Source organism: Streptomyces sp. NPDC033221 (assembly GCF_055577005.1).
On record NZ_JBVIQN010000004.1, the window covers coordinates 193,011 to 206,479 of the forward strand.

Here is a 13,469-nt window from a genome sequence, read left to right on the forward strand (position 1 = left end):
TCGCGGAGTACGGCGCCGTCGCGCGCGCCGTCCCCGGCCGCCACCCGTGCGGTCACTTCGGGGTGACCACCTTGTAGTTGGCGGGGACCTGCGCGTCGGGGCGGCGCAGGTAGAGCGGCTGCGGCGGCAGCATCTCCTCGCCGCGTGCCAGCTTTTCGGCGGCGAGCGCGGCGAGCGCGCCCGCCGACTGGTGTTCGGGGCCGCCGTCGCGTACGCCGGTGAACGTGTCGGCGTACAGCAGCGCGCCCGCGCCCACCGACGGCAGCGCGCCGGCCTCGTCGGCGAGGTCCGCGGGGCGGTCCACGGCGGGCTCGGTGAGCCGGGTGCGGGCGTCGGCGTAGCGCGCCCAGTAGACCTCCTTGCGGCGGGCGTCGGTCGCCACCAGGAACGGCTCGTCGAGTCCGGCGGCGTACGCGATGCCGTCCAGCGTGCACAGGCCGTGCACCGGCACGTCGAGCGCGGCGCCGAACGTCGCGGCCGTGACGAGTCCGACCCGCAGGCCGGTGTACGGGCCGGGGCCGACCCCGACGACGATGTCGCTGACCGCGTCGAGTTTCACGCCGGCTTCGGCGAGCACCCGGTCGACGGCGGGCAGCAGCAGTTCGCCGTGCCGGCGGGCGTCCACCTGGCGCTCCTCGGCGAGGACGCGGGAGCCGTCGTGGACGGCGACGGTGACGGCGGGGGTTGCGGTGTCCAGAGCAAGCAGCAGCACGCCTTCAAGACTACGGCGCGGCCGTGGGTGCCTTGCCGGGTGCTACCGTCACCCGTAGTCACGCGCGTACGAAAGGTGGCACGGCGGTGTCCGCAAAGAGCAGCTCGATCGTCACCGCTCTGACCACGGTTGCGCTCGCCGCCGTCGGTTTCCTGGCCTACCAGGCGTCCGCCTCGGCCCCCGATCACACCACCGCGGGCAAGAAGCCGTCGTCGACCGCGAGCCCGGCTCCGGGCAAGGGCGAGGACGGCGCGCAGAAGCAGAAGACCGAGGTGCCGGTGCCGCCGGACTCGGGCGAGGGTGAGCGGGTCGTCTACTCGCTGGGCGCGCGGCGGGTGTGGCTGGTCACGGCGGACGGCAAGGTGAAGCGGACGTTCGAGGTCACGCCGAGCACCGTCAGCCCGGCGCCGGGCACCTACAAGGTCAACGGGCGGTCGCTGAAGGTCGCGGGCTCGGACGGGGTGCCGATCGAGCACGTGGTGCGGTTCACCGTCGCCGACGGCGTGGTGGTCGGTTTCAGCGCGGCGCTCGACGGCTCGATGCCGGATCCCGGCGCGACGAAGAAGACCGGCGGTATCCGGGAGTCGCGTGCGGACGGTACGGCGATGTGGGACTTCGCGCTGCACAAGACGAAGGTCGTCGTGGTCAAGTGAGCCGGGGCGGCCGCCGGTAGACGGGGGCGGTACCTGCTCGGCGTGCGCCGGCCGCTCAGGCCGCGCGCCGTACGCACGCCTCTGTATGCCTTCGCGCGCCCCCGTACTCCCCCCCGCTACGCCGCGTCGCGCGCCCCGTGCGGACACGGGCCGGTCTCCCCCGCCTCCGGCGCGGCATCGCGCGCGTCGTCCTGCGCGCCGTCCTCGGCGCGGGACGGCGGCTGTGGGGGCGTGGACACCGCGCTGGCCGCGGCGCACGCCGCCAGCAGCTGGTTCATGGTCGGCGTCGGTTCGGCCGCGCCGTTGCGGACCGCTGCGGTGACGGGCTGGTGGGCCGACATGGATGCCTCCCGTGGCTCCTGGGCAAGCGGGCATAGTTAGGCAGACCTAACCGGCTCTCTCTTCACCCATGTGACCACGTCCGGCGCCGCGCGCGCAACATCTTCCCGACGGCTTGTCGGAAACTACCGTACGGGCGTGGCCTACTCCCCGGCCAGCACCGTCAGATCCGCGGCCGCCCAGCGCGGCCCGACGCCACGGACCGTGACCTCGCGTACGTCGTCCTCCTCCGCCGGCTCGCCCTCGGGGGCCGGAACGGGCGCGTCCGCGCCCACGGCGCGCTCGATGACGACGTGCAGCCGGTCCTCGGACAGCTCCTCGACCTTGCCGTCGCCCCACTCCACGACCACCACCGACTCCGGCAGCGACACGTCGAGGTCCAGGTCCTCCATCTCGTCCAGGCCGCCGCCGAGCCGGTACGCGTCCACGTGCACCAGGGCCGGGCCGCCGGCCAGCGGCGGGTGCACCCGCGCGATCACGAACGTCGGGGAGGTGACCGCGCCGCGCACGCCGAGCCCCTCGCCCAGCCCGCGGGTCAGCGTCGTCTTGCCCGCTCCCAGCTCCCCGGTCAGCAGCACCAGGTCCCCGGGCCGCAGCAGCCCGGCCAGCCCGCGGCCCAACTCCTGCATCCGGTGCGGTGACTTGACGGTTACGTGCACGGTCGTCTCGGTGGCGCTCATGCGCCCGATGGTACGGGGCACACAACCGGCATTCCGAACCCGCCCGCGGCGGGCCGGGGGCCCCGGAACCGCCTACGCCCGCGCCGACCGGGCCGCCGCGGCCGTCGCCGCCGCCCGCTCGATCAGCGTCTCCAGATGGCCGGTGACCACCTCGGGGCGCTCCAGCATCACCAGGTGACCGGCCCCCGCCTCGCACACCGATTCGGCGCCCGGCAGCAGCTCGGCGATGGCCTCGCTGTGGTCGGACGGGGTGATCATGTCCCGGTCACCGGCCAGCACCAGCGCCGGTACCGGGTCGAAGGCCACCAGCGCCTCGGTCTTGTCGTGCACGGCGAAGGCCGGGAAGAACTCGGCGACGACATCGATCGGCGTCGCCTCGATCATCCGTTCGGCGAAGCGTGCCACTCCCGGGTCCGCCTCTTTCGGCGTACCGAACGAGTAGCGCTTGACCAGCCCGGCGAAGAGGTCGGCGGTGGCCCGCCGGCCCTTCTCGACCAGCTCGCTCTGCGCGCCCAGCGCCTTGAGCACACCCGGCGCCAGCTTGTGGAACGCCTTGACGCCCAGCGACGGCAGCCCGAACGCGACCTCGCTGAGCCGGCCCGCGGACGTGCCGATCAGGGCCACGCCGACCACCCGCTCCGCGACGAACTCCGGATACTGGTCGGCCAGCGCCATCACCGTCATGCCGCCCATGGAGTGCCCGACCAGCACGATCGGCCCCTCGGGCACGGCGGTGTCCAGCACTGCCTTCAGGTCCCGGCCCAGCAGGTCGATGGTGACCGGTTCGGTGCCCTCGCCCTGGGCCCGGCCGCGCTCCGAGCGGCCGTGGCTGCGCTGGTCCCAGTGGACGCTGCGCACCGCGCCGCGCAGGGCCGCGCGCTGGAAGTGCCAGGAGTCCTGGTTGAGGCAGTAACCGTGGCTGAAGACGACCGTGGGTGCCTCGGAACGGCGTCCCAGCAGCCCCAGCAGCCGCTTGCGGCGCGCTGCGCCGGTCTTGCCCCCCTTGCCGTCCTTGCCCCCCTTGCCGGTCTTGCCGTCCTGAGCGCCGTGCCCGCCGTGGCCCGCCCGCCCGGCCGGTCCGTCGCCCGGCTCGTCGATCTCGTAGTACAGCTCCGTGCCGTCCTCGGCCACCGCCGTGCCCGGTGTGCCACGCAGCGTCCCGTACGGGCCCGCCGCGTCCAGCGCGAGCCGCGCCTTGCGCCGTACGCCCCGGCCGACCGTCAGCCGCTCGATGGCCACGCCCGCCGCCGCACCGGCCGCGACCACGCCGATCGCGGCGCCCGCGATGCCCGCGTGGCGCCCCGCCCGGGTCCAGCTGCCGACCGCCGTGGCCGCGCCGGCCGCCGCTTCCGCCGCGTCGATCGCGGTGCCGGCGGCCGCCCCCGTCCTGTCGCTCATGTCCCGCTCCCCGTGTCCGCGCGCTCGTCAACATAGACGCGTGGTACCCGGGTACCGATCCGCGTGACGATTTCGTACCCGATGGTGCCCGTCGCACGCGCCCAGTCCTCGGCGGTCGGCTCGCCCCGGTCCCCCGGGCCGAACAGTACGGCCACGTCTCCCACCTGTGCCGGGTCCCCGCCGAGATCGACCACGAACTGATCCATCGCGATCGTCCCGGCGACCGTCCGCCATTTGCCCGCGACCAGGACCGGCCCGCTGTTCGACGCATGGCGGGGGATGCCGTCGGCGTAGCCGAGCGGGACGAGGGCGAGCGTGGTCTCGCCGGACGTCGTGTAGCGGTGCCCGTACGAGACGCCGTGACCGCCGGGTACGTGTTTGACCGACGCCAAAGAAGCCTCCAGCGTCATCACCGGGCGCAGTCCGAAGTCCGCCGGCACGCCCATCTCCGGGCTGGGCGAGATGCCGTAGACGCCGATCCCGGAGCGCACCAGGTCGAAGTGCGCGTGCGGGAGGCTGAGCAGGGCCGGGGTGTTGGCGTGGTGCCGCACCTCGGGGTCCAGGCCGGCCCGGCGGGCCACCGCGTCGGCCTCGGCGAAGGCCGCCAGCTGCGCGTCGATGGAGGGGTGTCCGGGCTCGTCGGCGCAGGCGAAGTGCGACCAGACGCCGGTGACCCGTATCGCGCCCTCGGCCTCCGCGGCGCGCGCGGCGGTGACCAGCTCGGACCAGTCGGCGGGCTGGCAGCCGTTGCGGCCCAGGCCGGTGTCCACCTTGAGCTGGACGCGGGCGGTACGGCCGCACGCCCGCGCGGCGTCCGCCACCTCGCGCAGCGCCCACATGCCGCTGACCGACACGTCGATGTCCTGCTCGACGGCCTGCCGCCAGGGCCCGCCGGGCGCCCACAGCCAGCACATCAGCCGCCCGGTGTCGCCCGCGGCGCGCAGCGCGAACGCCTCCTCGGGGAGGGCGGTGCCCAGCCATGCCGCCCCGGCCTCGCGGGCGGCCCGGGCGCAGCGCACCGCGCCGTGGCCGTACCCGTCGGACTTCACCACGGCCATCAGCTCGGCCCGGGGCGCACGGGCCCGCAGCGCCCGCACGTTGGAGCGCACCGCGGCGAGATCGATGGCCGCACGGGCCCGCATGGCTTCGTGGTTCATCCACCCAGTGTCTCAGAACGGGGTGTTGGGGCAGGGGGAGGCAGGTGCGCCGGGCCCGGGGCGGGGGCCGTCACCGCGCCGTACGGGGACGGGTCCGCCGGGTGCTTCGGGCCGGACCGCGGCCGTACGTCCCGCCCTCAGAATCGGCTGATGTCCCGCCACGCCTCGCCCAGCGCCCCGGCCACGTCCGTCGCCAGGATCGGCGCGCCGTCCGGGGTGGCCGCCAGGCGGGCGGCCAGGCCGTGCAGGTAGGCGCCGGCGGCGGCCGCCTCGCGCGCGGGCAGGCCGGTGGCCAGCAGCGATCCGGTCAGTCCGGACAGCACGTCGCCGCTGCCCGCGGTGGCCAGCCAGCCCGTGCCGGTGGGGTTGGCGCGCACCGGGCCGCCCGCCGCGTCGGCGACGAGGGTCGTGGAGCCCTTGAGGAGGGCCGTGGCGCCGTACCGTTCCGCCAGTTCCCGTACGGAGCGCAGGCGGGCCGCCTCGACATCCGCCCGGTCGGTGCCGAGCAGGGCGGCGGCCTCTCCGGCGTGCGGGGTGAGCAGGGTGGGCGCGCCGCGGCCCCGCACCCGTGCGGCGTCCAGGAAACGCAGCCCGTCGGCGTCCACCAGGACGGGTACGTCGGAGTCGAGGACGTCCCCCATGGCGTCGCCGTCGTCGCCGATGCCGGGGCCGATGACCCAGGCCTGGACGCGGCCCGCCTTCGAGGGCGGTCCGGCGTGCACGAGGGTTTCCGGGAACTGCGCGAGGACGGCGTCGGCCGCCGGGCCGACGTACCGTACGGCCCCGGCGCCGCCCCGCAGCGCCCCCGAGACCGCCAGGACGGCCGCGCCCGGGTAGCGCGCGGACCCCGCGACGACGCCCACCACACCGCGCCGGTACTTGTCGCTCTCGGCCGTCGGGCGGGGCAGCAGCGCCGCCACGTCCGCGTACTGCAGCGCCTCGGCCGCCGCGTCCCCGGGCAGCTCCAGGCCGATGTCCACCAGCCGCAGCGCGCCCGCGTACTCGCGCGCCGGGTCGATCAGCAGCCCCGGCTTGTACGCGCCGAACGTCACCGTCACATCGGCCCGTACGGCATCCCCCGGCACCTCGCCGGTGTCCGCGTCCACCCCGCTCGGCAAATCGACGGAGACGACCCTGGCCTGCCGCGCGGCCTCGGCCAGCCGGGCCGCCTCCGGCCGCAGCCCGCCCTTGCCGCCGATACCGACGATCCCGTCCACGACGAGGTCGGCGCGCCCGATGTCGGCCACGGCGTCGCCGGACACCCGGCCGCCCGCAGAGCGCAGCGCCGCCAGGCCGCCCGCGTGGGCCCGGTCCGGCGACAGCAGGACGGCGCGCACACCCGCGCCGCGCCGGGCCAGCCGGGCGCCCGCGTACAGCGCGTCGCCGCCGTTGTCGCCGCTGCCCACGAGCAGCACGACACGCGCCCCGTACACCCGCCCCAGCAGCTCCGCGCAGGCCACCGCGAGACCGGCGGCGGCCCGCTGCATCAGGGCTCCTTCGGGCAGCCGCGCCATCAGGTCCCGCTCGGCCGCCCGTACGACATCCACGCTGAACGCAGTCCTCATGCCCCCAGTCTCACCCCGTACGGCGCGGGCATTCCTCCCGGCTCGCCCGTGGCCGGGGCCCGCTCACCCCTCCGCGATCACCACCGCCGAGGCCACGCCCGCGTCGTGACTGAGCGACACGTGCCACGACCGCACGCCCAGTTCCGCCGCCCGCTCGGCGACCGTGCCCCGGATCTTCAGTATCGGCTGCCCGGTCTCCAGGACCGCCACCTCCGCGTCCGTCCACCGCAGCCCGGCGGGCGCCCCCAGCGCCTTGGCCACCGCCTCCTTGGCGGCGAACCGCGCGGCGAGCGAGGCGATGCCCCGGCGCTCGCCGCTGGGCAGCGTCAACTCGCGCTCGACGAACAGGCGCCGGGCCATGTCCGGGGTGCGCTCCAGCGCCGCCGCGAAGCGGTCGATCTCGGCGACGTCGATCCCCACTCCGACGATCATTCGACGGTCACCGACTTGGCGAGGTTGCGCGGCTGGTCGACCTCGTTGCCGCGGGCCGTGGCCAGTTCGCAGGCGAAGACCTGGAGCGGCACGGTGGAGACCATCGGCTGGAGCAGGGTCGGGGTGCGCGGGATACGGACGAGGTGGTCCGCGTACGGGACGACCGTCTCGTCACCCTCCTCGGCGATGACGATGGTGAGCGCGCCCCGGGCACGGATCTCCTGGATATTGGAGACGATCTTGTCGTGCAGGACGGACCGGCCGCGCGGCGACGGCACGACCACCACGACCGGCACGCCCTCCTCGATCAGCGCGATCGGCCCGTGCTTCAGCTCGCCCGCCGCGAAGCCCTCCGCGTGCATGTACGCCAGTTCCTTGAGCTTCAGCGCGCCCTCCAGGGCGACCGGATAGCCCACGTGCCGCCCCAGGAACAGCACCGTGTCCTGGTCCGCGAGGCTGCGCGCCAGCTCCCGTACCGGTTCCATCGTCCCCAGCACCTGGTCGACCTGCGTGCCGATCGCGGCCAGCTCGCGCACCACCGCCCGGATCTCGTCGCCCCACTGGGTTCCGCGCACCTGGCCCAGGTACAGCGCGAGGAGGTAGCAGGCCACCAGCTGCGTCAGGAACGCCTTGGTCGAGGCGACCGCGACCTCGGGGCCGGCGTGCGTGTAGAGCACCGCGTCCGACTCGCGGGGGATCGTCGAGCCGTTGGTGTTGCACACCGCGAGCACCTTCGCGCCCTGCTCACGGGCGTGCCGTACGGCCATCAGGGTGTCCATCGTCTCGCCGGACTGCGAGATGGCGACGACCAGCGTGCGCGGGTCCAGGATCGGGTCGCGGTAGCGGAACTCGCTGGCCAGCTCCACCTCGCAGGGGATACGGGTCCAGTGCTCGATCGCGTACTTGGCGATCATCCCGGCGTGGAAGGCCGTGCCGCAGGCCACTATCACCACCTTGGTGGCCTCGCGCAGCACCGCGTCGTCGATGCGGACCTCGTCCAGCGAGAGCACCCCGGACTCGTCCACCCGGCCCAGCAGCGTGTCGGCGACCGCCTTCGGCTGCTCGGCGATCTCCTTGAGCATGAAGTAGTCGTAGCCGCCCTTCTCGGCGGCCGACGCGTCCCAGTCCACGTGGAAGTGCCGCACCTCGCCCGGCGCGCCGTCGAAGCCGGTCACCGTCACCCCGTCCCGGCGCACCTCCACGACCTGGTCCTGGCCCAGTTCGACGGCTTCACGGGTGTACGAGATGAACGCCGCCACGTCCGACGCGAGGAACGCCTCGTCCTCGCCGATGCCCACCACCAGCGGCGAGTTGCGGCGCGCGCCCACCACCACGTCCGGCGCGTCCGCGTGCACCGCGACCAGCGTGAACGCGCCCTCCAGCCGGCGGCACACCTGACGCATCGCCTCGGCCAGATCGCCGCAGGAGGAGAAGTTCTCCGCCAGCAGGTGCCCGACCACCTCGGTGTCCGTCTCGGAGGCCAGCGAGTGCCCCCGCTTGGCCAGTTCCGCGCGCAGCGCCGCGAAGTTCTCGATGATGCCGTTGTGGACGACGGCGACCCGCCCGGCGTTGTCCAGGTGCGGATGGGCGTTGGTGTCGGTCGGCGCGCCGTGCGTGGCCCACCGGGTGTGCCCGATCCCGGTCATACCGGCCGGCAGCGGACGGTCGGCCAGTTCCTTGTCCAGGTTGGCGAGTTTGCCCGCCTTCTTGGCCGCGGCGAGCCCGCCGTCGGCGAGTACGGCCACCCCGGACGAGTCGTAGCCGCGGTACTCCAGCCGCTTCAGCCCGGTCAGCACGACGTCCAGGGCGGACCGGCCACCCGCATACCCCACGATTCCGCACATGAGGGCAGCCTACGGGGCGGTGCGATCCATACCCGCGCTCCATCCGGTCAACCCACGGCGCCCCGGCCCCGCGTCCGGCACCGAACCGGCCCGCGCCGCGACACGCGCGCCGGGCGGCCACAACCCCACCCCGGGGTGAACCGGCCGCCACGCCTGCGGACAATGGGCCCGTGCCCCTCACCACAGAGCCGACCGAGTCGCAGCACCGCCGCCGCGCCGAGCGCACGCCGTACGTCGACCTGACGCGCGCCGAGTGGAGCGCCCTGCGGGAGAAGACACCGCTGCCGCTGACCGCCGAGGAGGTCGAGCGGCTGCGCGGCTTGGGCGACGTGATCGACCTGGACGAGGTACGCGACGTCTACCTCCCGCTGTCCCGCCTGCTCAACCTGTACGTGGGCGCGTCCAGCAACCTGCGCGGCGCCCTGAACACCTTCCTCGGCGACGCGGGCGGCGGCCACGGCGCACAGCCCGGCACCCCCTTCGTCATAGGGGTCGCGGGCAGCGTGGCGGTCGGCAAGTCCACCACCGCCCGGCTCCTCCAGGCGCTGCTGGCCCGCTGGCCGGAGCACCCGCGCGTCGAGCTGGTCACCACCGACGGCTTCCTGTTCCCCAACGCCGAACTGCACCGCCGCGGCCTGATGTCGCGCAAGGGCTTCCCCGAGTCGTACGACCGCCGCGCCCTGACCCGCTTCGTCGCCGATGTGAAGTCCGGGAAGTCCGAGGTCAGCGCACCGGTCTACTCCCACCTGATCTACGACATCGTGCCCGGCGAGCGGCTGACCGTGCACCGCCCCGACATCCTGATCGTCGAGGGCCTGAACGTGCTGCAGCCCGCCCTGCCCGGCAAGGACGGCCGCACCAGGCTCGGCCTCGCCGACTTCTTCGACTTCTCGGTGTACGTGGACGCCCGTACGGAGGACATCGAGCGCTGGTACCTCGGCCGGTTCCGCAAGCTGCGCGAGACCGCCTTCCAGAACCCGTTCTCGTACTTCCGCAAGTACACCCAGGTTTCCGAGGAAGAGGCCCTCGACTACGCGCGGATGATCTGGCGCACCGTCAACAAGCCCAACCTGGAACAGAACGTCGCCCCGACCCGCGGCCGCGCCAACCTCGTCCTGCGCAAGGGACCCGACCACAAGGTGCAGCGGCTGTCCCTGCGCAAGCTCTGACGACGGGGCCCCGCCGCCTTCCACGAGAGGTACACCGTGCTGCACCTGCGCCTGATCGTTCCCGCCGACCGTACGCAGGCCGTGCTGCACCTGGTTGAGAACACCGTCGGCACCACCCACCTCGCCGTCCTGGCCGGCGCCGCGCGCGAACCGCGGGGGGATGTGGTCCTGTGCGACGTCGCCCGCGAGGCCGGTGACGGCCTGCTGCACGAGCTGCGGGCACTCGGCATCGACCGGGACGGCTCGATCGCCGTCGAGAACATCGACCTGTCCCTGTCCACCCGCGCGGACACGGCGGAGAAGGACGCGCCCGGCGAAGGCGTGGACGCCGTGCTCTGGGAGTCGCTGGCCGACGCCACCCACGAGGAGTCCACGCTCTCCTTCACCTACCTGGCGTTCCTGACGCTCGCCACGATGATCGCGGCCTGCGGCGTGGTGCTGGACAACGCGATCCTGATCGTCGGCGCGATGGCCGTCGGCCCGGAGTTCGGCCCGCTGGCCGGCATCTGCACCGCCCTGGTGCGCCGCGCGCCCCGGCTGGCCTGGCGCTCCCTGCTGGCACTCGTCGTGGGCTTCGCGGTGGCGATGGCGGCGACGGTGGGCTTCAGCCTGTTCATGGACGCGGTGGGGCTCTTCGACGCCGGGGCGCTGACGGCGGACCGCCCGAACACGAACTTCATCTACCGGCCGGACTGGTTCTCGTTCGTGGTCGCCGTCCTCGCCGGAATCGCCGGCGTCCTCTCGCTGACCTCGTCGAAGTCCGGCGCGCTGGTCGGCGTGGCGATCTCGGTCACCACCGTCCCGGCCGCCGCGAACGCCGCCGTCGCCTTCGGCTACCACGCGTACAAGCAGGCGTGGGGCTCCACCGAACAGCTCCTGCTGAACCTGGCCGGCATCGTCGTCGCGGGCACGCTGACGCTGCTGGCCCAGAAGTTCTTCTGGGCCAGGCAGCGGCAGCGCTGACCGGCTCGCGTCAGCCCAGCGCCGACTTCACGACATCCGCCAGGCGGCCGGCCACGGCCCCCGCCTGCTCGATGTCGGCGGCCTCGACCATGACCCGTACCAGCGGCTCGGTCCCCGAGGGGCGCAGCAGTACGCGCCCGGTGGCTCCCAGCTCGCGCTCCGCCTCCGCGACGGCCGAGGTGACCTCCGGGGACGTACCGACCCGGCTGCGGTCCACGTCCGGGACGTTCACCAGCACCTGCGGCAGGCGCTCCATGACACTCGCCAGCTCGCCGAGCGGGCGGCCGGTCGCCGCGACGCGGGCGGCCAGCATCAGGCCGGTGAGCGTGCCGTCGCCGGTCGTCGCGTGGTCCAGCACGATGACGTGCCCGGACTGCTCGCCGCCGAGCGCGAATCCGCCGGACTTCATCTCCTCCAGGACGTACCGGTCACCGACCGCCGTCTGGACGAAGGTCAGGCCCGCGCGCTCCATGGCCAGCTTGAAGCCCAGGTTGGACATCACGGTCGCCACGACGGTGTCCTTGCGCAGCGTCCCGGCCTCGCGCATCCCGAGCGCGAGGACGGCCAGGATCTGGTCGCCGTCGATCTCGTTGCCGTCCCGGTCCACCGCCAGGCAGCGGTCCGCGTCGCCGTCGTGCGCCACGCCGAGGTCCGCGCCGTGCTCGACGACCGCGGTGCGCAGGCCGGCGATGTGCGTGGAGCCGCAGCCGTCGTTGATGTTCAGGCCGTCGGGCTCGGTGCCGATGGTGACGACCTCGGCGCCGGCCCGGGCGAACGCCTCCGGGGAGACGCGGGACGCCGCGCCGTGCGCGCCGTCGATGACGACCTTCAGGCCGTCCAGGCGGTTGGGCAGCACACCCACCAGGTGGGCGACGTAATTGTCGAAGCCCTGGTCGTAGTCCTTGACCCGGCCCACGCCGGCGCCGGTCGGCCGGTTCCACGGCTCGCCGGAGCCGTGCGACCGGTAGGTGCGCTCGATGCGGTCCTCCAACTCGTCGGCGAGCTTGTGGCCGCCGCGGGCGAAGAACTTGATGCCGTTGTCGGGCATCGGGTTGTGGCTGGCGGAGAGCATCACGCCCAGGTCGGCGCCGAGCGACCCGGTGAGGTACGCCACGGCCGGGGTCGGCAGCACGCCCACCCGCAGCACGTCCACACCCGCGCTGGCCAGGCCCGCGACCACGGCGGCCTCCAGGAACTCCCCCGACGCCCGCGGATCGCGCCCGACCACGGCCACCGGCCGGTGGCCTTCAAAGGTGCCTGCCTCCGCAAGCACGTGTGCCGCCGCGACCGAGAGACCGAGCGCCAGCTCGGCCGTCAGATCGGCGTTGGCGACACCGCGCACACCGTCCGTGCCGAAGAGTCGTCCCACTGGTGTCCTCCGAGTTGATGTACGTGGACCAGAGCATTGCGTCCAGGTATACGCCGCTGGTCCCGGATAGCCGAACGCCCCGGCAGCACGCATGGTGCCACCGGGGCGTTCGCCAAGAGCCGCGCGAGCAGCCAAGCGGCAATTAGCGCTTGCTGTACTGCGGCGCCTTGCGGGCCTTCTTCAGACCGGCCTTCTTGCGCTCGACCGCACGGTCGTCGCGCTTGAGGAAGCCGGCCTTCTTCAGCGGGCCGCGGTTGTTGTCCTCGTCCGCCTCGTTCAGCGCACGGGCCACGCCCAGGCGCAGCGCACCGGCCTGGCCGGAGATGCCGCCGCCGGAGATGCGGGCCACCACGTCGTAGCGGTTGTCGAGCTCGAGCACCTTGAAGGGCTCGTTGACTTCCTGCTGGTGCACCTTGTTCGGGAAGTAACCCTCAAGGGTGCGACCGTTGATCTTCCACTGGCCGGTGCCCGGGATGATCCGGACGCGGGCGATGGCGTTCTTGCGACGGCCCAGGCCGGCGGCCGGCTGCGGGTCGCCGAAGCGCGAGGCGAGGGACTCGGAGGTGTACTCACCCTCCAGCGGAACCTCGGTCTCGGTCGTGTACTCCTCGACCTCTACCTCTTCGAGCGGGGTCTCGGCGGTGGTCTCAGCCACGATTCTCCTCAGATTCTTTTCGTCTTAGGGGGTGGCCGGACTTACTGCGCGACCTGGGTGATCTCGAACGGGACCGGCTGCTGGGCAGCGTGCGGGTGCTCGGCACCCGCGTAGACCTTCAGCTTCGAGAGCATCTGACGGCCCAGGGTGTTCTTGGGGAGCATGCCCTTGATGGCCTTCTCGACGGCCTTCTCGGGGTTCTTGTCGAGGAGCTCGTCGTAGCGCACCGAGCGCAGACCGCCCGGGAAGCCGGAGTGGCGGTAGGCCATCTTCTGGCTGCGCTTGTTGCCGGACAGGTGCACCTTGTCGGCGTTGACGATGATGACGAAGTCACCGGTGTCGACGTGCGGCGCGTACACCGGCTTGTGCTTGCCCCTCAGGAGGGACGCGGCCTGGGAGGCCAGACGGCCCAGGACAACGTCCTGCGCGTCAATGATGTGCCACTGGCGCTGGACATCGCCGGGCTTGGGGCTGAACGTACGCACGGTTAGCCTTCGCTTCTTCAGTGAATAGGGGCCTGTACTGGTCACCTC

14 protein-coding genes are annotated in these 13,469 nt (G+C 73.3%); 3 read left to right on the top strand and 11 right to left on the bottom strand.

Going from position 1 to position 13,469, the window contains the following annotated elements; translation table 11 throughout:
- Positions 1–52: 52 nt before the first annotated feature.
- Positions 53–712 (bottom strand): tRNA (adenosine(37)-N6)-threonylcarbamoyltransferase complex dimerization subunit type 1 TsaB, encoded by a 660-nt coding sequence (gene tsaB, locus ACZ53K_RS06690; RefSeq protein ID WP_468832576.1) that lies wholly within the window; start codon positions 710–712, stop codon positions 53–55.
- Between the two features lie 86 nt (positions 713–798).
- Here tsaB and ACZ53K_RS06695 point away from each other — a divergent pair, with 86 nt between their 5' ends.
- Positions 799–1,365 carry a hypothetical protein gene (locus ACZ53K_RS06695; RefSeq protein WP_468832577.1) on the top strand — a complete coding sequence of 189 codons (567 nt, stop codon included), beginning with the start codon at positions 799–801 and terminating at the stop codon, positions 1,363–1,365.
- A gap of 116 nt (positions 1,366–1,481) precedes the next feature.
- Here ACZ53K_RS06695 and ACZ53K_RS06700 read toward each other — a convergent pair whose 3' ends face one another.
- The 7 genes from ACZ53K_RS06700 to glmS form a co-directional block, all read right to left on the bottom strand.
- Positions 1,482–1,706, bottom strand: coding sequence for a hypothetical protein (locus ACZ53K_RS06700; RefSeq protein ID WP_468832578.1), 225 nt, complete (start codon positions 1,704–1,706; stop codon positions 1,482–1,484).
- A gap of 141 nt (positions 1,707–1,847) precedes the next feature.
- Positions 1,848–2,384 carry a tRNA (adenosine(37)-N6)-threonylcarbamoyltransferase complex ATPase subunit type 1 TsaE gene (tsaE, locus tag ACZ53K_RS06705; RefSeq protein ID WP_468832580.1) on the bottom strand — a complete coding sequence of 179 codons (537 nt, stop codon included), beginning with the start codon at positions 2,382–2,384 and terminating at the stop codon, positions 1,848–1,850.
- 72 nt (positions 2,385–2,456) lie between these two features.
- A complete protein-coding gene (locus ACZ53K_RS06710) occupies positions 2,457–3,782 on the bottom strand; it encodes an alpha/beta fold hydrolase (RefSeq protein WP_468832581.1) in 1,326 nt (441 codons plus the stop codon).
- Complete coding sequence (gene alr / locus ACZ53K_RS06715) at positions 3,779–4,939, bottom strand: alanine racemase (RefSeq protein WP_468832582.1); 1,161 nt, start codon at positions 4,937–4,939, stop codon at positions 3,779–3,781. The genes ACZ53K_RS06710 and alr overlap by 4 nt, the downstream gene beginning before the upstream one ends.
- 137 nt (positions 4,940–5,076) lie before the next feature.
- Positions 5,077–6,504: an NAD(P)H-hydrate dehydratase gene (locus ACZ53K_RS06720; protein ID WP_468832584.1), complete on the bottom strand. Its 1,428-nt coding sequence runs from the start codon at positions 6,502–6,504 to the stop codon at positions 5,077–5,079.
- A 63-nt stretch (positions 6,505–6,567) separates the two neighbouring features.
- A complete protein-coding gene (locus ACZ53K_RS06725; protein WP_468832585.1) occupies positions 6,568–6,936 on the bottom strand; it encodes a holo-ACP synthase in 369 nt (122 codons plus the stop codon).
- Positions 6,933–8,780, bottom strand: a complete 1,848-nt coding sequence (gene glmS, locus ACZ53K_RS06730) for a glutamine--fructose-6-phosphate transaminase (isomerizing) (protein ID WP_468832586.1) — start codon at positions 8,778–8,780, stop codon at positions 6,933–6,935. Before glmS ends, ACZ53K_RS06725 begins: the two co-directional genes overlap by 4 nt.
- A gap of 170 nt (positions 8,781–8,950) precedes the next feature.
- On the opposite strand from glmS, the gene coaA reads away from it, so the two are divergent.
- Together coaA and ACZ53K_RS06740 are read left to right on the top strand one after the other, a co-directional pair.
- Positions 8,951–9,949: a type I pantothenate kinase gene (coaA, locus tag ACZ53K_RS06735; RefSeq protein WP_398168936.1), complete on the top strand. Its 999-nt coding sequence runs from the start codon at positions 8,951–8,953 to the stop codon at positions 9,947–9,949.
- A gap of 36 nt (positions 9,950–9,985) precedes the next feature.
- Positions 9,986–10,912 carry a DUF389 domain-containing protein gene (locus tag ACZ53K_RS06740; RefSeq protein ID WP_468832591.1) on the top strand — a complete coding sequence of 309 codons (927 nt, stop codon included), beginning with the start codon at positions 9,986–9,988 and terminating at the stop codon, positions 10,910–10,912.
- A 10-nt stretch (positions 10,913–10,922) separates the two neighbouring features.
- Here ACZ53K_RS06740 and glmM read toward each other — a convergent pair whose 3' ends face one another.
- From glmM to rplM, 3 genes are all read right to left on the bottom strand, one after another.
- Entirely contained in the window at positions 10,923–12,281 is a 1,359-nt protein-coding gene (gene glmM, locus ACZ53K_RS06745) for a phosphoglucosamine mutase (protein ID WP_468832592.1), read from the bottom strand.
- Between the two features lie 142 nt (positions 12,282–12,423).
- On the bottom strand, positions 12,424–12,936 hold the full coding sequence (gene rpsI, locus ACZ53K_RS06750) for a 30S ribosomal protein S9 (RefSeq protein WP_398347801.1): 513 nt from the start codon (positions 12,934–12,936) through the stop codon (positions 12,424–12,426).
- Between the two features lie 41 nt (positions 12,937–12,977).
- Positions 12,978–13,421: a 50S ribosomal protein L13 gene (gene rplM / locus ACZ53K_RS06755; RefSeq protein ID WP_073768941.1), complete on the bottom strand. Its 444-nt coding sequence runs from the start codon at positions 13,419–13,421 to the stop codon at positions 12,978–12,980.
- Positions 13,422–13,469: the final 48 nt, after the last annotated feature.

Bases quoted from the DNA above. Each gene is read 5' to 3' on its own strand.
- ACZ53K_RS06700 (WP_468832578.1), bottom strand. From the start codon at position 1,706: ATGTCGGCCCACCAGCCCGTCACCGCAGCGGTCCGCAACGGCGCGGCC.
- ACZ53K_RS06710 (WP_468832581.1), bottom strand. From the start codon at position 3,782: ATGAGCGACAGGACGGGGGCGGCCGCCGGCACCGCGATCGACGCGGCG.
- tsaE (WP_468832580.1), bottom strand. From the start codon at position 2,384: ATGAGCGCCACCGAGACGACCGTGCACGTAACCGTCAAGTCACCGCAC.
- ACZ53K_RS06725 (WP_468832585.1), bottom strand. From the start codon at position 6,936: ATGATCGTCGGAGTGGGGATCGACGTCGCCGAGATCGACCGCTTCGCG.
- alr (WP_468832582.1), bottom strand. From the start codon at position 4,939: ATGAACCACGAAGCCATGCGGGCCCGTGCGGCCATCGATCTCGCCGCG.
- ACZ53K_RS06720 (WP_468832584.1), bottom strand. From the start codon at position 6,504: ATGAGGACTGCGTTCAGCGTGGATGTCGTACGGGCGGCCGAGCGGGAC.
- glmS (WP_468832586.1), bottom strand. From the start codon at position 8,780: ATGTGCGGAATCGTGGGGTATGCGGGTGGCCGGTCCGCCCTGGACGTC.